Source organism: Brevundimonas vitisensis (assembly GCF_016656965.1).
GTDB lineage: Bacteria > Pseudomonadota > Alphaproteobacteria > Caulobacterales > Caulobacteraceae > Brevundimonas > Brevundimonas vitisensis.
Genome location: NZ_CP067977.1, coordinates 2,741,297 through 2,761,835, shown reverse-complemented (window position 1 = coordinate 2,761,835; position 20,539 = coordinate 2,741,297). Strand labels below are relative to the sequence as shown.

The 20,539-nt window shown below is 66.1% G+C and carries 13 protein-coding genes; 3 read left to right on the top strand and 10 right to left on the bottom strand.

Features of this window, described 5'->3' with window-relative positions:
• Positions 1–104 precede the first annotated feature (104 nt).
• A complete protein-coding gene (locus tag JIP62_RS13905) occupies positions 105–1,637 on the top strand; it encodes a tryptophan halogenase family protein (protein ID WP_201102739.1) in 1,533 nt (510 codons plus the stop codon).
• Positions 1,638–1,694: 57 nt separating this feature from the next.
• Here JIP62_RS13905 and JIP62_RS13900 read toward each other — a convergent pair whose 3' ends face one another.
• The 9 genes from JIP62_RS13900 to JIP62_RS13860 form a co-directional block, all read right to left on the bottom strand.
• Entirely contained in the window at positions 1,695–4,223 is a 2,529-nt protein-coding gene (locus tag JIP62_RS13900) for a glycoside hydrolase family 3 protein (RefSeq protein ID WP_201102738.1), read from the bottom strand.
• Between the two features lie 265 nt (positions 4,224–4,488).
• Entirely contained in the window at positions 4,489–5,547 is a 1,059-nt protein-coding gene (locus JIP62_RS13895) for a LacI family DNA-binding transcriptional regulator (protein WP_201102737.1), read from the bottom strand.
• A gap of 104 nt (positions 5,548–5,651) precedes the next feature.
• Positions 5,652–8,879 carry a discoidin domain-containing protein gene (locus JIP62_RS13890; protein WP_201102736.1) on the bottom strand — a complete coding sequence of 1,076 codons (3,228 nt, stop codon included), beginning with the start codon at positions 8,877–8,879 and terminating at the stop codon, positions 5,652–5,654.
• A 174-nt stretch (positions 8,880–9,053) separates the two neighbouring features.
• Positions 9,054–9,869, bottom strand: coding sequence for a carbohydrate ABC transporter permease (locus JIP62_RS13885; protein ID WP_201102735.1), 816 nt, complete (start codon positions 9,867–9,869; stop codon positions 9,054–9,056).
• Positions 9,866–10,762, bottom strand: a complete 897-nt coding sequence (locus JIP62_RS13880) for a carbohydrate ABC transporter permease (RefSeq protein ID WP_201102734.1) — start codon at positions 10,760–10,762, stop codon at positions 9,866–9,868. Before JIP62_RS13880 ends, JIP62_RS13885 begins: the two co-directional genes overlap by 4 nt.
• A complete protein-coding gene (locus tag JIP62_RS13875) occupies positions 10,759–12,033 on the bottom strand; it encodes a sugar ABC transporter substrate-binding protein (RefSeq protein WP_201102733.1) in 1,275 nt (424 codons plus the stop codon). Before JIP62_RS13875 ends, JIP62_RS13880 begins: the two co-directional genes overlap by 4 nt.
• The gene (locus JIP62_RS13870) at positions 12,030–13,508 is read right to left on the bottom strand and encodes a glucoamylase family protein (protein ID WP_201102732.1); all 1,479 of its coding nucleotides are present in this window, start codon (positions 13,506–13,508) and stop codon (positions 12,030–12,032) included. Before JIP62_RS13870 ends, JIP62_RS13875 begins: the two co-directional genes overlap by 4 nt.
• A gap of 90 nt (positions 13,509–13,598) precedes the next feature.
• Positions 13,599–16,550 (bottom strand): TonB-dependent receptor, encoded by a 2,952-nt coding sequence (locus JIP62_RS13865; protein WP_201102731.1) that lies wholly within the window; start codon positions 16,548–16,550, stop codon positions 13,599–13,601.
• Between the two features lies 1 nt (position 16,551).
• Entirely contained in the window at positions 16,552–17,628 is a 1,077-nt protein-coding gene (locus JIP62_RS13860; protein ID WP_201102730.1) for a LacI family DNA-binding transcriptional regulator, read from the bottom strand.
• Between the two features lie 270 nt (positions 17,629–17,898).
• Between JIP62_RS13860 and JIP62_RS13855 the strand changes: the two genes are divergently transcribed.
• Positions 17,899–19,251 (top strand): GH1 family beta-glucosidase, encoded by a 1,353-nt coding sequence (locus tag JIP62_RS13855; RefSeq protein ID WP_201102729.1) that lies wholly within the window; start codon positions 17,899–17,901, stop codon positions 19,249–19,251.
• Positions 19,252–19,302: 51 nt separating this feature from the next.
• Positions 19,303–19,800, top strand: a complete 498-nt coding sequence (locus JIP62_RS13850) for an FKBP-type peptidyl-prolyl cis-trans isomerase (RefSeq protein WP_201102728.1) — start codon at positions 19,303–19,305, stop codon at positions 19,798–19,800.
• Here JIP62_RS13850 and JIP62_RS13845 read toward each other — a convergent pair.
• Positions 19,784–20,473: an HAD-IA family hydrolase gene (locus JIP62_RS13845; protein WP_201102727.1), complete on the bottom strand. Its 690-nt coding sequence runs from the start codon at positions 20,471–20,473 to the stop codon at positions 19,784–19,786. The genes JIP62_RS13850 and JIP62_RS13845 overlap by 17 nt on opposite strands.
• Positions 20,474–20,539 lie beyond the last annotated feature (66 nt).

The following is a 20,539-nucleotide window of genomic DNA, read 5'->3' as shown; positions in this document are numbered from 1 at the left end:
GAAGACCGTTTTGTTTATTGGACAGCATGACAGCGCTGTCATTTTGTGAAACTAACACGACGCCCTAAAGCGGTCAATATTCGCCAACGCTGGAACGCCACTTCATGACCCAGAGCTCAGCGCCTGTGACGCGCGAAAAGGCCCCCCTCCGGCATGTGCTGATCGTCGGCGGTGGGACGGCCGGCTGGATGACGGCAGCGGCCCTGGCCCGGCTGACGCGTAACGGCGAAACCCGTGTCACCGTCGTCGAATCCGAAGAGATCGGCACCGTCGGCGTGGGCGAGGCGACCATTCCCCCGATCGCAAGTTTCAATGGTCTTCTGGGGATCGACGAAGCCGAGTTCATGCGGCGCACCCAGGGGTCGTTCAAATTAGGTATCCAGTTCGTGGACTGGGGCCGGATCGGCGACCGCTACATCCATCCGTTCGGTGGATTCGGCGTCGACATGGAGGCGGTGAAGTTTCATCAGTTCTGGTTGATGGCCCACGCGGCCGGGGCCAAGAGCCCCTTGGGCGACTACAGCCTGTGCACGGTCGCAGCCGAGATGGATCGGTTCACCCTGCCCGGCGACGATCCGCGGACGGTCCTTTCCAGTCTGAAATATGCCTATCATTTCGACGCGGGCCTCTATGCCGCCTTCTTGCGTGAACACGCCGAGGCGCGCGGCGTGACACGTCAGGAAGGCAAGCTGGTCGACGTGACCCTTCGCGGCGACGACGGCTTCATACAGTCCGTCACCCTGGCCGACGGCACAGTGATCGAGGCGGACCTCTTCATCGACTGCTCGGGGTTCCGCGGCCTGCTGATCGAGCAGGCCTTGGGTGCCGGCTATGAGGACTGGACCCACTGGCTGCCCTGCGACCGGGCCCTGGCCGTGCCCTGCGAAGGAACGAGCGCCATCACCCCCTACACCCGGTCCACGGCACGCAGTGCGGGCTGGCAATGGCGGATCCCGCTGCAGCACCGGATCGGCAACGGCTATGTCTATTCCAGCGCCCACATCGGCGATGACGAGGCGCGCGAGACGCTGCTGGCCAATCTGGACGGAGCACCGCTGGCCGAGCCCCGCCCCCTGCGTTTCGTGACCGGAAGACGCAAGCGGCAGTGGGTCAAGAACTGCGTGTCGCTGGGCCTGGCTTCAGGGTTTCTGGAGCCGCTGGAATCGACCAGCATCCACCTGATTCAGAGCGGCATTTCCAAGCTTCTGTCCCTGTTGCCCGATCGCAGCTTTGATCCTGTGCTGTCGGACGAGTTCAACCGCCTGTCCCAGGTGCAGTTCGAACAGATCCGCGACTTCATCATCCTGCACTACAAGGCGACGACCCGGGACGACTCCAGCTTCTGGAACCACGTCCGCACCATGCAGGTGCCCGACACCCTGTCGCGCAAGATCGAACTGTTCCGGTCGGGCGGTCGCTTCTTCCGCTATGACGACGAACTGTTCAGCGAAGCCAGCTGGGTCGCGGTCATGCTGGGACAGGGCATCAAGCCGAGCGGCCACGACCCCTTGGTGCACACCATCGATCCGCGCGCCGTAGCCGACAAGCTGGCGGCCTTGCGCGGCATCATCCGGCGGACCGCCCAGGCCATGCCGACCCACGACGCCTTCCTGGCGCGCTACTGCCCGGCAGGCTAGGCCGATATCCCCTCCCCGAAGGGAGGGGATGTCTTCAATCCGGAATGACGCCGAGCGTCAGAGCGAAACCGCTGCCGGACAGAGGGTGTCGTTCTCGTTCGACGCCAGGCGGATTTCGGAAACCGACAGCGTCACGGCATCCTCGGCTCGCAGTTGGAACGGGATTTCGACGGCATTCAAGCTGGCCCCGGCATCGGCGAAGCAGGACAGCCGGACTTTGACCGTTTGCCATTCGCCCAACGGGGCGCCCTTCAGCAGGTCGGTGATGTCGACGCCGCCGCCATTCAGCGCCAGGACGACACGGCCCTGCGGCGTTTGATCGACGCGATAGCGGAAGCTCAGCGCCATTTCGCCGTTCGCCTGCCGCGTCAGGTCCACCCCGGTGCCCCAGATCTCGATGGTCGCAGGACCATTGCCCGAGAAGGCAAACTGACGCCCGCTTTCCTGGGCCAGGTCATCGATGACCCGCATCGTCACACCACCGCGCGGACTGACGGCCGAGGCCTCGGTGTTGGGCTTGTTCTGACCACCCGCATCGTTGAGCATCAGAGCCCAGGGCGCGACGAAGCGCCCGTCCACGAAATACCGGTCCACATTGGAGCCCATGTCGGTGACGCCGCTCTCTTCGGAGAGCACCGCCACTGTGCCGGGGCGCGCATAGCTCAGGCCATATCCATAGGCGAACTGGGGATCGTATCCCTCCTGCCCTCGGTTCAGCGGGGTGCCGGTCGCATCCTTGGGCCAGCTGAAGGAGAGGGTGCCCGTGAAGTCGTGACGCGGGCGTCCGTCGGCATCGCCGATCAGCACATCGGCCACGCCGCCGCCTTCACTGCCCGGCAGCCAGGCCGCGACGAAGGCGTCCGACTGGTTGATCTCGGGATTGGTCCACATCGGACGTCCGGACAGGAAGACCGCCACGGTGGGAATGCCCGCCGCACGCAGCTGCCGAAGCTGTTCCAATGGGCCGGTCGGCACAAAGTCCAGGGTGTCGATGTCGCCCTGGAACTCGGCATAGGGCGTCTCGCCAAATACGACGATGGCCACGTCGGGCTTTTCGGTGAAGCTGCCGTCGGGGCTCAGGGTCGCTTGACCACCGCCGGCCTCGACAGCCTCTTCGATACCGCCCCAGATCGACTGACCGTTGGGGAAGTCGGCATTGCTGTTGCCCGTCCCCTGCCAGGTCAGCGTCCATCCGCCCGAAGCCTGGCCGATGTCATCAGCGGCTGTTCCAACCACCAGGACCCGCGCGCCCGCGCGGATGGGCAGAACCTCGCCCTCGTTTTTGATCAGGACGAGCGACTTGCGCACCGCCTCGCGCGCCAGGGCGCGGTGCTCGGGCGAACCCAGATGCTGCAGTTGGCCCTCGACCGGACGGGCCTCCTCGAACAGGCCCGCCTTGACCTTGGCGCGCAGGATGCGGCGCACGGCCTCGTCGACCCGCGCCATCGGGATCTCGCCCGACCGCACCTGGGCCAGGGTGTTTTCATAGAGCGGCTTCCAGCTGTCGGGAGCCATCAGCATGTCGATGCCCGCGTTGATCGCCTGCGGGCAGCTTTCGTTCGAGCACCCCGCCAGCTGGCCGTGGGCGTTCCAGTCCGACACCACGAAACCATCGAAGCCCAGCGGGCCGCGCAGCACATCGGTCAGGATGGTGGCATTGCCCGAATGCTTGACCCCGTTCCAGCTGGAGAAGCTGGCCATGATCGACAGCACCCCCGCATCGATCGCTGCCGGATAGCCGCCCAGATGCACGTCGATCAGCTCACGCTCGCTGCCGACGAAGTTCCCCTGGTCCTTGCCGTCCTGCGTGCCACCATCGGCCAGGAAATGCTTGGCCGAGCCGGGGATGTGTCCAGGAGCCAGCGGCCCGTCGGCGCGCAGTTCGCCTTGCAGGCCCAGCGTCATCGGTCCGGCATAGGCCCGCGCGATCTCCGGATCCTCGCCATAGCCCTCATAGGCCCGGCCCCAGCGATCATCGCGCGGCACAGCCAGGGTCGGGCCAAAGGTCCAGTCGGCCCCCGTCACCGCGACTTCCAGAGCCGTCGCTACGCCGATGCGCCGGATCAGGTCCGGATCACGCGCGGCCCCCAGGCCGATGTTGTGCGGGAAGATGGTCGCGCCCACGACATTGTTGTGCCCGTGTACGGCGTCGATGCCATAGATCAGCGGCACCTGGGCCCCAGGACGGGCGGCGGCTGCGGCACGGAACTCGCGGGCCAGGTCGACCCAGTCCTGAGCCGAGGCGCGTTCATTGCCACCGGGCGAGGAGTTTCCACCCGCCAGGATCGAACCCAGCGGATAGGTCAGCAGGTCCTCGGGTTTGATCGAGGCAATATCGGCCTGAATGAGCTGGCCAACCTTTTCCTCGACCGTCATCCGGCTCATCAGCTCGGTGACAAAGGCTTCGGTTGCCGGGTCGCTCATGGCGTCGGGAGAGGAGGCTGTCGGCCATTGACTGACGTCGGCGCGGGCCGCCGGATCCTGTGCGGGCATGCTCTGCGCCGTGACCGGGCCTGCGGACCATGACGCGCAGGCTCCTCCGGACAGGGCGAAGGCGAGGACCAGCATGGATGACGTGCGACGCATGGGGGCAGCCTCATGAGAAAAAAAGCGCCGCTGCGGGGTGAGCGCGGCGGCATAAAGTTTAGTCAGGAGTTAGATCAAGGAGAGACGACACGAATGGGATCTTCGATCGTAACCATGCAGGACGACCGCTCTCGCACCAAGGCGAATTCCGGCCGTTCACACCATTCCGATCGCGTTTCCTAGGCGTGTCAGCCCGCCCTCACCCGGACTATTCCCCGTCAATGACAGCGCTGTCAAGTCAACGACATCAGATTGGGGCGTTCGGTCATTCGGCTGGCGGAGTGCCCGTCGAGGCCCGGACAATCAGAGCATAGGGTACCACGACAGCTTCGGCGGCCTCCCCTTGCGCCAGCGCCGCCCGCAAGGACGGGACCAGCCGCCGTGTAGCGGCCGCGGCCATCTCTGCTACGGGTTGCCGGATCGTGGTCAGGGACGGCGTGCTGAAAAGCGCGCTGGGCGTGTCGTCGAACCCAGCCACCGAAAGGTCGCCAGGAACACTGAGCCCCATGGCCGCCGCGCCTTGCAGGACGCCCAGGGCCATGTCGTCGTTCGCAGCAAAGATGGCGGTCACGCGCGGCTCGGCGGCCAACAGCCGTTCCGCCCCCGCCAGGCCCGATTGGAAGGTGAAGTCGCCATCGACCACCATCCCAGGCGCGATCGTCAGGCCCCGCCCCTTCATCGCAGCTTCGAACCCTGCCAGTCGCAGTCGGCTGGCTGAATAGCCCAGCGGCCCGGTGATCATGCCGATCCGGCGATGACCCAGGTCGATCAGGTGATCGGTGATGTCTGCCGCGGCCTGTTGCTCATCCATCGACACCCGGATGCCGCGATGGAAGTCGCTCTCGGGCCCGATCCGCGCATAGGGGATACCGGCTTCGTCCAGCACGTCCAGGACCACCGGATGGTCCGAGTTGGGCGGCGTCAGCATGACACCCGCGGGCCGGATCGAGGCCAGCAGCGACATCAGATCGCGTCGCAAATCCGGCGAGCCGTGATCCACCAGCTCGACCATCAGGTGAAAGTCCGCCTGACGGCACTCCATCAGCGCGCCCAGCTCCAGCCGGCTGAGATAGTCGTTTCCTCGGCCGCTGCGCCAATGCTCGATGGTCAGTTGGGCATCCACCAGGGCCGCGATCAGCGACGACGACGCTCCCGCCAGGGTCCGCGCCGACAGACTGCGGCGATAGCCCAGAGCCGCGACAGCCTTGTCGACCTTGTCCCGAAGTGCCTGGCTGACATTTGGCTCAGCGTTGAGGACGCGCGAGACCGACTTGATCGACACGCCTGCATGCGCCGCCACGTCATAGATGGTCGCCGTCGCCATTCTGTCCGATCGCCCCCCGGTTTTCCCCGCTGCGGTTGCTCCGACGCAACGGGCTCAATCGCCTGTCGCATCTTGCGAGGACCATCGCAACGCAGCGGCTGCGATTAGCGGGGCCGCAGCTCGACGCGGCGTGCCCCGACCGGAATCCGCAGTTCGCCCTCTGTCCAGTCCGCAGCGCGGCCGTCGATGCGGATACGTGCAGGCATCGTCTCCCCTTGCGGCCACTGGAGGACATAGCCGCCCGGCGGCGTCGCCCCGTCCCCCAAGGTCAGGACATAGGCCCCGCCTTCCCACCGGAAGCGATAGGTCAGAAGGCCGTGCGCGGTCCTCAAGTCCGTCACCCCGACGCCCGTTTCAGTCTCCAGCCAGGCCGTCGGCACGCCAGCGGCCAGCATGATCGCGCCGTCGGCATCACGCTCATAGGCGAACAGGTCCAGCGCCGAGCGGATATAATCCGAGCTGATCCAGGCATGAGGCATGTCGCCGATGAAGCGCGGCTCACGCTCGTCCCGGCCCACCACCTCGGCCCAGCCGTTCCACGCATAGGGCCGCATGTCGGCGAAGTAGAAGTCCAGAGCCCGCAGGGCCTCCTGCCGCCGCCCAAGACGGACCATGGCCCCGACATTCCGCAGTTCGTATGGCGTGTAGTCGCGCCAGCCCTGGCGGTTCTCCTGACGCGCCGTGAAATTCTGCCACCATTTCTCGAAGGTGCTGTTCAGAAGCTCCTCCGGCAGTTCGTCGATCAGACCGGCGGGCGACAGGGCGATGGTCGTCGAGGTGGCATCGAAATCGCCCCGGTCCGCCGCCCCCGCGATCCAGTCGATCCGGTGGAAGCTCGCGGTGGCCTCGATCGAGGCCATCAGGTCGTCGGCGAACTGCTCGCCCGCCGCCGCGATCCGCTCTTGCGCTTCGGTCTCGCCCAGCACCCCAGCGATGAAGGCAGCGTCGCGATAGCCCAGCAGCCCCCAGAAATCGTCCCAGTAGGAATAGGCGATCTTGTCCGAATAACCCTCGTGGCTGATCGTCGGCGGCAGCAGGCCATACAGATGGCGGGTCTGCGGCGTCTGGAACGCGGCCGTGCGCGTCTCGGCCCGCAATCCGTCCATGTAGCCGATGGCCCCCAGCACCTGGGGCCAGACCGATCGCAGCAGCGTCAGGTCACCGTTGTGGCGATAGGTTTCTGCCGCCAGGAAGATGAACTCCCCATGGCTGTCGTTCTCGGGCACCGGATCCGAGCCCCGGCTGTCGACGCAGCAGGGCACCTTGCCGTTCTCGAACACATAGGGGGCGTACCAGCGCAGATAATCCGCCGACAGGGCGACATGGCCCAAACGGTTCAGACCCTCGGCCATCATGGCCCCGTCCCGAATCCACGAGCGGTTATAGCTGCGCGTACCCGGCTGCAGGATCGGTCCCTGCCGCGACATCAGCATATGGGCCAGGGAAGCGCGCATCACGTCCTCGATCCGCTGCGCCTGGGGCGGCAGGATCAGGTCGACCCGGTCCACCTTGGCCCGCCAGTCGGCGGCGACGGCGGCCTCGGCCGTATCCAGCACGGCCTCGACAGCTCCGACCACAGGCAGATCTTGAGTCGCGCCTGCCAGCCTGGTCGCCACGCCGAAGGTGCGGGTCTGCCCCGGTTGCAGGGTCACATCATACAGCAGGGCCCCGGCCATCAGGGACGTTGCATCGGATTCCACCACCCGCTGATCGGCCGGTCGGCGATGCGCCGCCACGGCCAGCAGGCTCTGCGGATCGGCACCGCCGTCAAAGCCCGATACCGCCAGGCCGTCCGGCTGGACCAGGGCACTGATGCGGATCGCGTCGTTCAGGACCAGGGTCGACCCGTTCCAGTCGATCTGCTCGATCGGCCCGACACCGCCGGGCGTGGTCAGGAACTGCGACGGGCCGTTCACCTGAAATGGCCGTGCCATCAGGGCCAGCGTCAGGGTACGCGGCCTGTTCGAGGTATTGGTCAGGACATAGCGCCCCCATAGACGCGCCTGCTCGGGCGTGCCGTCGGCAAAGGCGGTGACGGCCAGCGTCCAGTCGTCGCTGGTCCAGGTCACTGTCGGGATCGGCAGGTCACCATCCTTCAGGCTCTGGGTCACGCTCACGTCGGCCCAGGTCACCAGTCGCCCGTTGTCGATCACGAACGGCTCGATCGACGGTCCGCCGCGCCGCAGCTCGATGGCACCGTCTTCACCGATCAGGCCGCTTTCGCCACCACCGTCGACCCCGACCAGGGTCCAATAGGGCTGCTCGCCCACGAAACCGCGCGGATAGAGGCCCCGCCGGCTCTCGCCCGCCACCGCAGTCACGAAGGTCGTCGCCGTATCGCCGAAGGACAGAGGCTCGATCTCGACCTCCGAAAGGCCATAGGCCCCCGTCGCCGCCGCGCCCAGCCGCTGGCCCGCGCCCGCCTGGCCAACCACCCCGCCCTCGTCCAGAGGCGCGATCATTTCGAGCCTCAGCCAGCGGGCCGAAGCCTCGGGCGTCCTCAGCCAGTCCACACCCCCATTGCCGCCGCTGACAGCGGTCAAGGCGCGCCAGTCGGTTCCGTTGGACGACACCGACAGCCGATAGTCGCGCGCCGCCATCCGCTCGGCCCAGCGCAGGGTCACCCCGCCAAACTCGCGCTCATAGCCCAGATCCAGTGTCAGGCTCTGTCCGCCTGCTCCTGCGCTGCGCCATGCGGTGGCGGGATCACCGTCCACGGCCCGCGCGGCGACATTGGTGCTGTCCGTGGTGCTGGCGTCGGCCACCGGGCGCGGCGGTACCGAGGGTTCGGGCGGCAGGGCGCGCAGCTCCAGCTGGTCCACCTCGATCCAGCCCTTGCCGCCCTGACCGGCGGTGATGACGAACTCGATCCGCTGGGCCCCGCGGAACTGCCGGTCCGGATTGGGGCCCCACGCCCAGACGATTTGGCGCGGCTTGATGACATAGCGAGTCCAGCCGCCGGGTGCCTGAAAGCGCTCGATCCGCCGCCAGTGGACGTTCTCGCCCGTGGCATCGGTCAGTTTGATCTCCAGCGTGTTGGGGTCCATCTCGCCCCGCAGCCAGAAGCTGATCTCATAGTTTTCCGGAACGCTCAGATCGATCGAGCGCGCGGCAAAGGCGTATCCGGACCGGCCGTTGAAGTCATAGTCCAGCCGCATCGCCCGGCCGTCCTGCCCGGCCACCGCCGACACTGCCGACGACACATCCGTAGAGGCCGCCGCCGACCAGGGGGCCAGGTCCTCGAACCTGTCCAGCACCTGCACGGACTGGGCCTGGGCAGGGACCGACACCAGGCCGATCAGAGCCGCGATGATGACTGCAAGTCTGCGCATGGCATCTCTTTCCGTTCGTCATCCTCGGGCTTGACCCGAGGATCAGATGTGGTGTCGCGAAGTCTATGGACCGGACCCGGCTACGGGGGTCATCCCGCGAACATCGGTGCCGGAACGTCCGATCCTCGGGTCAGGCCGAAGGTGATCAACTGCCGAGCGATCCAGGCCATACCCCTACCCCTTCACGCTCCCCGCCAGCATGCCGCGGATGTAGTAGCGTTGCAGCGCCAGGAAGAGGATCAGCACGGGCGCGACCGTGATCACGGCCCCGGCCATCATCATCTCCACATCCTGCACATGCTCGCGCGACAGGGCCGCCAGCGCTACCGGCAGGGTATAGTTGGACTGATCCGTCAGCACGATCAGCGGCCAGAGGAAGTCGTTCCAGCTGCCCAGGAAGACGAACAGGGCCAGGGTCACGATGATCGGCTGCAAGGCCGGCAGCACGATCCGGCGAAAGATCTGCCCCTCTGACGCCCCGTCCATTCGGGCGGCCTCCAGCATCTCGTCCGGGATCGACAGCGCATACTGGCGCACCAGAAACAGGCCAAAGATCGATGCCAGCCAAGGCACCAACGCCCCGGCGTAGGTGTTCACCAGCCCCATCGACTTCAGCATCAGGAACAGCGGCAGGGTGCCGATCTGGGCCGGTACCACCAGGGCCCCGACCAGGATCTGGAAAACCCGGTCCCGCCCCCGGAACGCCAGCTTGGCGAAGGCATAGCCCGCCGGAACGGTGAACAGCAGGGCCAGGATGGTCGCCAGCGTAGCCAGGGCCAGGCTGTTCCACATATACCGGCCCATGCCCTGGGTCACGAACAGGTCGCGGTAATGCTCCAGCGTAAAGGTCCGGGGCAGCAGCGGCGGCGGAAAGGTCGAGGCCTCACCCGTCGACATGAAGCTGACGGACACCATCCAGGCCAGCGGAAACAGCACGATCAGGGCGATGACCGCGACGCCCAGATTCAGAAGGACGGCGCGCAGCTTCATTCGTATGCCCCCATCCGTTTGGCCACGGCCAGCTGAACCAGGGTGATGGCCAGGATGCACAGGAACAGCACAAAGGCTACGGCCGAGGCGGAGCCCAGGTTCCACCATTTGAAGCCTTCCTCGTACATGAAATACAGCACCGTCACAGTCGACTGCGCCGGCCCGCCCTGGGTCATCACATAGGGTTCGGCGAACAGCTGGAAGAAGCTCGCCACCGAGATGATCGATACCAGCAGCAGCGTGGGCGCGATGGCCGGCAGGGTCACATGGCGAAACTGCTTCCAGACCCCGGCCCCGTCGATGCGCGCCGCTTCGTACAGGTCATCAGGCACGGTCTGAAGGACGGCCAGGAAGATCAGCATATTATAGCCGAACGTCTTCCACACCACGAACATCAGGATGGCCGGGATGGAGGTCGAGGGCTGGCCCAGCCAGTCCACGGCCGGCAGGCCGACCGAGGTGATGGCCCAGTTGATCACGCCGTATTTGGTGTGCAGCAGATAGTTCCACAGCACCGCCGTGGCGACCAGGGTGGTGACGAACGGCGCAAAGAACATGACCCGCCACAGCGCCCGCCATTTCACCACCCGCGCGTTCAGTATCACCGCCGCCGCCAGTGACGCCGCGATCGACAGCGGGACCCCCAGCAGGGCGAACAGGCCGGTGTTGCGCATCGCCCCCCAGAACAGCGGATTGCCGAACAGCCGCTCATAGTTCTGCAGGCCCACGAACCGCACATTGCCGATGTCGGCCAGGGCATAGATGTCGAAGTCGGTGAGACTGAGCAGAAGGGCCGCGAACACCGGCACGGCAAAGAAGACGGCGATCGCGATCAGGGCCGGAGCGACGAAGCCCCAGGCGGCGCGCTCGCGGCGGGTGATACCGACACTCATCCCGCCCTCCCCTGTTCGATCATCCAGCGGCGCTTTTCCAGCAGGCGGTCGGCGCGGCGGTCGATCTCGGCGGCAGCCGCCTTGGGCGTGAACTGGCCACGCACCATGCGCTCGGCCACGATCTGCATCTCGGTTACGATCCGCTCCCACTCCGGCACCTTCGGCACGGCCCTGGCCCGCGCCAGCTGGCCCTTGAAGGCGGCGATATAGGGGTCGCCCGACACGGCCGGGGCGGCCCAGGCGCTTTCGCGTGCCGGCAGGTTTCCGGTGATGCTGTTGAACCGCGCCTGCACGCCCGGCTCGGACAGATAGCGCACCAGCTTCCAGGCCGCCTCCTGATGCGGGGAATGGCGATAGACCACCAGCGACGATCCTCCCGGCGCCGAGGCTCCCGGTCCGGTCGGCCCCGGCACGCCCGCCGTCATCCAGCGCGTCGTCGGGGCCAGCCGCTGGCGGAAGTCGCCGATGCTCCAGGGCCCCGAGAAATAGAAGCTGAAATAGCCGCGCTCGAACTCGGTCCAGACGTTGGAAATCTGCGTCGAGGACGCCAGCGGTGCCAGCCCTTCGTCAAACAGACTCTTGTAGAATTCCAGCGCGGCGATGAACGACGGACTGGAGAAATTGCCCCGCGTGTCGCGATCCTTCAGCAGGGCCTCCTCGCCCTGAAGTCCGAAGGTCAGCAACTGCTCGAACTCGTTGACCGGCAGCAGGATGGCAAAGTTGCCCGGCCCCGCCACGCGCTTGACCGCATGCATGGCCGTCTTCCATCCATCCCAGGTCTGAGGGACGGCCTCAAATCCCGCCCGCTCCAGCAGGTCGGAGCGATAGAAGACCAGGCGGGTATCGACATACCAGGGGGTCGCCATCGGCTGGCCGCCGACCCGGTTCGTCTCCAGCACCGCCGGGAACTGGTCGGTCAGCAGGTCGGAGGCAGAGGCCGGCATGGGGCTGATCGCCCCGATGGCCGTCATCTCCGACACCCAGGTATTGCCGACCTGGCTGAGGTCCGGCAGCGACGACCCGGCATAGGCGGTCAGCAGCTTCTGGTGCGCGGCACTCCAGGGCAGGGCCTGGACGATCACCTTGATGCCCGGATTCAGCCGCTCGAACTCGGGCAGGATCTGCGGGACGTTGGACGCTTCCGACCCCATGGCCCAGAACCGCAGACGCGTCACGCCGTCGTTCCGGGGGCTGCACCCGGCCACGCCCGCCATCGCACCGCCGGCCAGCAGGGCGAGGGTCGCGCGGCGATCGGGTCCGGCTGGAATCATACGCTCGCGCCGCCCCAATCGTCAGGAGCCGCGTCCAGCCATCCGCCGGTGAAGCCCGCGCGGCGCAGGCCCCGGATGATGTTCGGCTCTCGCTGCATCGCCTTCCAGATCAGTTCGGACCGGTGGTTCTCGATCATCATCACGATCGGCCCCTGGTCGATGCCCAGATAGTCGCCGTCGACCCAGCCGATGCCCGGCACGATCTGCCCGTGCTGCAAGCGGCCGTCGAATGCCGTCAGCGTCGGGTTGAACGCATCCAGGAAACCGAAGCGGGTATAGATGGCCGAACCGTACCGGTCCTTCATCGCCTTCAGACAGGCGGTCACCGCATCCGGCGCAAACGGCATGGAGGCCAGGGCCGCCGTCGGCGCGATCGTACCGTCGTCCCGGTCGCCCGGCCCGCGCGCGGAATAGCTGAAGAACTCCCGCTCACGCCCGTCGATGACGACCCGTGCATCCACCGGTCCGTCACAGGCCGTCAGGCCCCAGACATCGGCCGAATAGCCGACCCAGCCCTGGGTGTTGTCGATGGCGTGCTTGCGCTGGGCCTCCACCGCTCGGACGCTGTTCTGGAAATAGTCGAAACCGGGAATTTCGGCCTGAACGCTGCGCATCCACGGGTCACGGATGCCGCGATAGTCGACAAAGGCGTGGCTGTACTGGTGCACAAACAGGGCGGCGTAGTGCAGGTATTTCGGGCCGAACCGGTCGGTGAAATTCTCCGGATATCCCGCGCACCACTCGGTCCATGCCGAGGGCGCGATCGGATGGGTCGGGCTGCCCATCGCCAGATGAAGCAGCAGCATCCCCTCGTTGTAGAAATGCCAGTCTGCGGCGATGAAGCCGGTCTCGGGATGCCAGCCCATGGACACCCGGTCGGGCCGGATCACGACCCAGTCCCACTCGATCCGCTCATAGATGGTCTGGGCCAGGCGGCGGATCTCCGCCTCCTCCTCATGGTCGCCGTCGAACCATTGGGCGGCGAACAGCATGCCCGCGACCAGCAGGGTGGTGTCGATGGTCGACAGCTCGACCCGTCCATGCCGATGGCCGGTCTGCATGTTCAGGAAATGGTAGAAGAAGCCCTTGTAGCCCCCGGTGCCGGAGGCTTCCGGCCCCTGCGGCAGGTCATGGAAGAAGCGCAGGGTGATCAGGGTACGTTCGCGCGCCTCGGCCCGGCTCATCCATCCCCGCTCGACCCCGATGGGCCAGACGGTCAACGCAAAGCCGACGGCGGCGACAGAGGCGAAAGACGGCGAGGGCCAGCGGTCGGGCGTCAGGCCGTTCTCGCGATTGGTGACATGGACGAACCAGTCGAACGTCCGCTTCTGCACCTCGTGCACAGCCGGATCGACATCGGTCGGGCCACCAAAGGCAGGCATTTCGAACCCTTGCAGAGGACCTGTGGAACAGGCCCCCAGGGTCAGCGCTGCGGCCCCGCTGGTGGACCCCATCAGAAACCGTCGACGATCCATGGGCTCCATCACTAAGGCAGTTTTACTGGGTAGGCGAAAAGAAATGGCCGCCCCCCGGGGGTCCGGAAGGCGGCCAAGGTCAGGAGGTCATCAGAACGAGTAGCGCATGCCGACCTGGAAGGTCCGCGGCGTGCCGATCACAGAGTTCGGGTTGCCGAAGTTCAGGTTGGTGCCGGTTTCCGGGATGAAACCGTCGTAACCGTTGAAGTTGTCGTAGTCGAAGACGTTGAACACTTCGCCGATCAGCTGCAGGTCGCCACCCGGAACCGCGATCGTCTTGGTCAGGCGCAGATCCAGCGACCGATAGGCGAAGGCGTTCGGAATGATGAAGCTGTAGCGTTCCGGCTGGCCGAAATTCCCCTGGCGGAAGTTCTGGAAGAACTCGGGGCCTTCATCGATCCGGCTGAAGTCGTTGACCCCGAACGGATTGCCCGAAGACAGCGTCAGGAAGCCCGACAGCTGCAGCTGCCACGGCAGGTCAACGATACCGCTGGCCACGATCTGATGCTCGACGTCCGCACCGTTCGGAACGAAGGGACGCTCCGAAGCCAGCGGGAAGTCGAAGTTGAACTCGTTGCGGTTCGTCTCCGCATCCGAGCCCGTATAGGAGAAGGTCACGCCCCACCCGCTCTGCGAGGTGTAGGGCTTCTCAGCCGTGACATAGAGACCGGTGAAGCGGGTCTCGCGGTTGTTCTCGGCCGCCACGATCGTGCCGAAGCCCGGAACGGTGAAGGCCACCATCCGCCCTTGGGCGTTCAGGGCGACGTTCCGGTTGATCGGATAGTAAGCGATCTCGTTCTTGCCGATCTGACGGATGATCGACACCGAGGTGTTCCAGTCGCCGAACTTCTGGCGCAGGCCGATCGAGAACTGATCCGTATAGGGCGGCTCCAGATCGTTCGGGATGACGCGCAGTTCCGAGTTGGGCGCGACACCAGAGGCAATCAGGCCGTCCAGACCGGCGCGGCTACGATAGCTCTCGTTCCACAGGATGGTCGCCTGACCGTTGCGCGGCAGACCATCCCGCGAGAACAGGAAGGTCCGGTTGGCGAACTGACGGAAGAGGCTTTCCTCGGCGGCATTACGGAACAGGGTCCGGTCATAGAAGCGACCGGCACCACCGAACACCACCGTCTGCTGGTCGGCGAAGACGTCATAGGAGAAGCCAACGCGCGGACCGAAGGCATTTTTGAAGCCGTCGCGGTTGTTACCCGTGGAAATGTAGCGGTCCGCTTCGAAATGCGTGCCGCCCTGGGCGCGAATGGTGTCTTCGGCAAACTGCAGGGCCGCAGCCGCAGCCGGCGAGGTCACGAACTTGTCGTTCTTGGCGTTGGTCTCATAGTCCCAACGAATGCCCAGGTTCAGGGTCAGGTGGTCGTTGACCTCCCAGTCGTCCTGGATGAACAGGCCGATCTGGGTGTTCTCGGCCGTCACCGTCGGCGCACCGACACCGTACACCGCCTGGCTGGGGAAGCTGTAGTCCAGGTTCTGCGACGGGGTCAGATTATAGGTGAAGGTCGGGTTGGTGTTCTGGCCGTTGAAGACGGTGAAGTCGGCGAACGACACCTTGCCGCCGAACTTGATCAGGTGCGACCCGCCCAGTTCGAACGGCTCGATCGTGACGTTGTTGCGGACCGTCAGGATCTCTTCGCGCACTTCCTGCGAGGTCGAGCGGCCACCGATCTGGATGATGCCGTTGAAGTTCTCGCCGACCAGATCGGGGTTCAGGATCGAGGGCCGGAACGAGGATTCACGATAATCGACCGACAGTTCGTTGAAGAACAGGTCGCTCTGGAAATCCCACTGTCCCTTGACGCTCAGGACTTCGTTGATGACGTTCTCGGCCCGCTCGAACGAGGTCTGGCCGCCGAAGCCGCGCACATCGTCTTCGTCACGATAGCTGACCTGCAGTTCCAGGGTCGAGGCGTCATTGGCCCGGAACGTCAGCTTGCCGAAGTAGATGTCCTGACGGAAGGGGCTGGCGAAGCTGCCCTCGTAGCTGGCGACGTTGACGCGCGCCGGCAGGGTGGTGCGATCGCCACCGCCCGCAACGACGTCGTTGTTGCGGACCTGGTCGTTGACCTCATAGGCCAGGAAGAAGTGCAGGCGATCCTGGATGATCGGGCCACCCAGCGACGCGCCGTACTGCTGGCGCTCCAGGGCCGGCGTTTCCTGACCGCGCAGGCGCTGGAAGTAGTTCCGCTTGGTGAAGTCCTCGTTCTGATAGAAGCCGAACACTTCGCCGGTGAACTCGTTGGTGCCCGAGCGGGTGATGGCGGTGATGATCGCCGTACCGGCCTGCTCGTACTCGGCCTTGAAGTTCGAGGTCGAGACGCGGAATTCCTGCACCGCCAGCTGGCTGAACGGGTTACCGCGGCTGGCGTCCTGACCGATCAGGCCGCCCTGGTTGACGTTGGATTTCAGGCTGACGCCGTCGATGAAGACGTTGACCTGGTTGGAGCTCAGGCCGCCACCGGCGTTGCCGCCCGAGGAGAAGTCACGGCGGAACTCGTCGGGGTTCAGTCGGATGCCGGGGGCCAGGGCCGCAAAGTTCAGGAAGTTGCGGTTGCTCTGCGGCAGGGTCGAGATCTGCAGCGCCGAGACGTTGGTGGCGATCTCCGAGGTGCGGACCTCGATGGCATTGCGGTTGCCGACGACGATCAGGTCCTCGACGTCCGTGGCACTGGGATCGCCGGCCGAGACGGTGGCGCCGACTTCCAGCGGCAGATAGGCCTGCTGGCCGACCTGAAGGACAACGGTCTGCTCATAGGTGTCGCCGTCCGCGGTCGAGACGTTCAGGCGATAGGTGCCGGGCCGCAGGTTCGGCAGGGCATAGTTGCCGTTGGCATTGGCCGTGGCGCGCGACACGAAGCCGGTGTTCACGTCGGTGGCGACGATGCTGGCTCCGGCCTCGGCCGTGCCGCCGTCGGTGACGACGCCGCGCACGGTGGCCGTGCTGGTCTGCGCCGAGGCCGCGCCTGCGGCTCCCAGCGACAGAACTATAGCGAGAGCGGAGGCCGCTCCCAGATAGCGTGAGTTCATCTTAGACATCCCTGACTTCCCCCAGTTGAGACGATCCCGTGGCGGTCGGCGCTCTGTTGGCCGCCGCCCTTCGGTCCGGTGTTGCCGCCTGCCCGGAGGACTGGCGGATGACGAGTTCCGGCCGCACGACGTCGCACGCGACATCGGCACCGGTGTTGGCTTCAATCAGCCCGACGAGGCGCTTCAGCGCACTGCGGCCGGTCTCGGCGATACGAATTCTCATGGTGGTCAGGGACGGCCGCACCAGTCCGGCGATCGGCACGTCGTCGAACCCGACCACGGCGATGTCTTCGGGACAGCGCAGACCCGCCTCCTGAAAGGCCAGCAGGGCTCCGACCGCCATCATGTCATTGCCGGCGAACAGTCCGTCCAGCGACTGTCCATCGGCGATCAGACGCGCCGCCGCCCGGTGGCCCGACGCCTGGGTGAAGTCGCCCTCGACGACGGTCGTCTCCAGGCCCGCGCGCGCCATGGCCTCGCCATATCCAGCCAGACGCGACTCAGCCTCAAGGTTGCCCGCGGGGCCCGCGATATGGGCGATCCGGGTCCGGCCGGTGTCCAGCAGATGCTTGACCGCCGTGACCGCGCCGCCGTGATTGTCCACCACGATCGAGGGCCGCCCTGCGTCCGTTGCCCCGCCGTTCATCAGCAGCACCGGCAGGCGCCCGGCCAGGCTGGCAGCCAGATTGGCGGCATCCATGTGCGGCGACAGCACGATCAGCCCGTCCACACGCCCGCGCATCGAGCGGATGGCGGCCGAAGCCTCGTCCGCGTCGTCGTGAGAGCTGGAGACGATCAGGTGATAGCCGTGTTCACGCGCCGCCACGTCCAGGCCGCGGATCAGCTCCGAGAAGAACTCCCCGAACAGGTCCGGCAGGATGACGCCGACGGTGTTGGTCTTGCTGGTCGACAGGCTGCGGGCCCCGCTGTGCGGCACATATTGCAGCGCCTCTACAGCCTCCAGGACCCGGCGGCGCGTCGGCTCCGCGACCGGTCCGGCTCCGTTCAGGACGCGCGAGACCGACGCGACGGACACCGTCGCGCGCAGGGCCACGTCACGGATGGTCGCGGCCTTCATCAGGCCGTGCCCTTCGTGCGCAGGAGGCTCCCGCAGATGATCAAAGCTGTTTCTCCCAGACCGGTCGCCGGTGCCGGCCCCCTTGCCGAGGGTCCGTCCATGCCATGGATCACTCGATCCCTGTAATCGGTTACATGACACACTAGCAATATGCCCCGCAAGTGCCGTAGTTTGGCCACACGACAACGGCCTCGGGGCTTTACTCCGCCCTCTCCGGCTGTAAGACGCCCGCTACACCCCTTCTCCCCCGCACGATCAGGGTCCGCCTCAATGACCGCTAACTATACGTTTCCAGAAGGTTTTCTGTGGGGCGCCGCGACGGCCGCCTATCAGATCGAGGGATCGTCGATGGCCGACGGCGCGGGCGAATCCATCTGGGACCGATTCAGCCACACCCCTGGCAATATGAAGGATGGCGACACCGGCGACGTCGCCTGCGACCATTACAACCGCTGGCGCGAAGACATCGAGATCATGAAGCGGCTGGGGCTGAAAGCCTACCGATTCTCGGTGAGCTGGAGCCGGGTCATGCCGGACGGCACCGGCCGTCTGAACGAGGCGGGCCTGCAGTTCTACGACAATCTGATCGACGGCCTGATCGAGGCGGGCATCGAGCCGCTCTGCACCCTCTATCACTGGGACCTGCCCGCCGCTCTGGACGACCGCGGCGGCTGGCTGAACCCCGACATCGCCGACTGGTTCGCCGACTATGGCCAGGTGCTGTTCGAGCGGTTCAAGGGCCGGGTCAAGACTTGGGGCACCATCAACGAGCCCTGGGTGATCGTCGACGGCGGCTATCTGCACGGGGCCCTGGCCCCCGGTCACCGATCGGCTTTCGAGGCGATGATCGCCGGCCACAACGTCTTGCGCGCCCACGGGGCTGCCGTCCGCCGTTTCCGGGAAGTCGGCGAGGGCCAGATCGGCATCGTCTTGAACATCGAGCCGAAATACCCCGCCAGCGACAAGCCCGAGGACGAGGCCGCCCGCAAGCGCGCCGAAGCCCAGATGAACCGCTGGTTCCTCGACCCCCTTATGGGCCGCGGCTATCCCGAGGAACTCAAGGACGTCTATGGCGAGGCCTACCGCGAGTTCCCCCAGAAAGACTTCGACCTGATCGCCACCCCCACGGACTGGATGGGGCTGAACTGGTACACCCGTTCGGTGCCCGAGAACGCGCCCGACGCCTGGCCGACCCGCTCGCGCCCCGTCAAGCAAGTCCAGCACGCCCACACCGAGACCGGTTGGGAAGTCTATCCCCCCGCACTGACCGACACCCTGGTGTGGCTGCACGAGCAGACGGGCGGCCTGCCGCTGATGATTACCGAGAACGGATCCGCCTGGTACGACCCGCCTCACGCCATCGATGGCCGGATCCATGATCCGATGCGGGTCCAGTATCTGAAAACCCACCTGCGCGCGGCCCATGACGCCATCGGCAAGGGCGTTGACCTGCGCGGCTATATGGCCTGGTCCCTGCTGGACAATCTGGAATGGTCGCTGGGCTATTCGAAGCGGTTCGGCATCACCCACGTCAATTTCGCGACCCAGGAACGCACGATCAAGGATTCGGGCCTGTTGTACGCCGACATCATCGCCTCGAACGGCGCCATCCTGTCGGAATAGATCAGGTTTTCAGGGATTGCGTGCGGTCGCGGCGGCCCATACCGTCAAGCCATGACACGCGCCCTGACTGCCCTCGCCGCTGCCGCCCTGACCCTGTTCGCCTCTGCCGCTGCAGCTCAGGAAGCGCGCCCCCATTCCACCCCGGCGGAGTGGGAGGCGGGCCAGGCCGCCTATCTGGCCTGGAGCGGGGCCCGGCGCGGCTGGACGACCACGGACTCTGGTCTGCAATACCGCCGCGAAGGACGCGCCAATCCGTCCGGTCGCCAGCCCGCGGCCACCGACACGGTCAAGGTCCACTATCAAGGCACGTTCATCGACGGGACTGAGTTTGACAGTTCCTATGGCCGTGGCGAACCGGCCGAGTTTCCGCTGAACCGGGTCATCAAGGGCTGGACCGAAGGGGTGGCCCTGATGCGCGAGGGCGAGACCTTCTGGTTCGTCATCCCCGCCGACCTGGCCTATGGCTCACGCTGGGTCGGAGGCGAGATCCCGCCGAACTCCACCCTCATCTTCAAGGTGGAACTGCTGGAGGTCAGGCCCGCCCGGTGATTCCGGTCACGGCCTCGGCCAGCTCGCCATAGGCATCGATCACACAGGTCCCGCCCAACTCACCGGCGGGCCGGTCGGTATAGCCGAAGCTGACCATCACACAGGGCACGCCCGCATTGAGGGCCGCCGCCGTGTCCGTGATGCTGTCGCCCACCATGATGGCGCGGGCCGGATCGCCCCCGGCCAAGGTCACCGCCTCGCGGATATGGGCCCCGTCGGGCTTGCGCGCGCTGACCGCATCGGGCCCCACGATGGCCGCGAAATGCCGTGTCAGACCCAAGGCCTCGATCAGGGCCACCGACAGATCCGTCCGCTTGTTCGTCGCCACGCACAGGATCGCCCCGCGCGCGCTTAGCGCGTCCAGGGCCGCCGCCACCCCGTCGAAGGCGTGGCTGTGATCAGCAAGATGCAGCCGATAGTCGGCGATGAACGCGTCCAGCAACTCAGGCGCCCGCGCCGCGTCCCATTCGGCCCCCGCCTCGCGGAACCCGTCCTTCAGCAGGGCCATCGCTCCATGGCCGACGAGATGGCGCGCCGCCTCCACAGGCCGCGTCGGCAATCCTTCCAGGACCAGTAGCCGGTTCAGCGTCCCGATCAGGTCCGGCGCGCTCTCGACCAGGGTCCCGTCCAGGTCGAAGGCGATGGTCCAGCCTTCCAGATCGCGCGTGACCATACCCATCTCCCGTTCGCCCCGCCGATGGGCTAGACCGCGCCGGAGCCCTAGCCGTCGGATCGATTC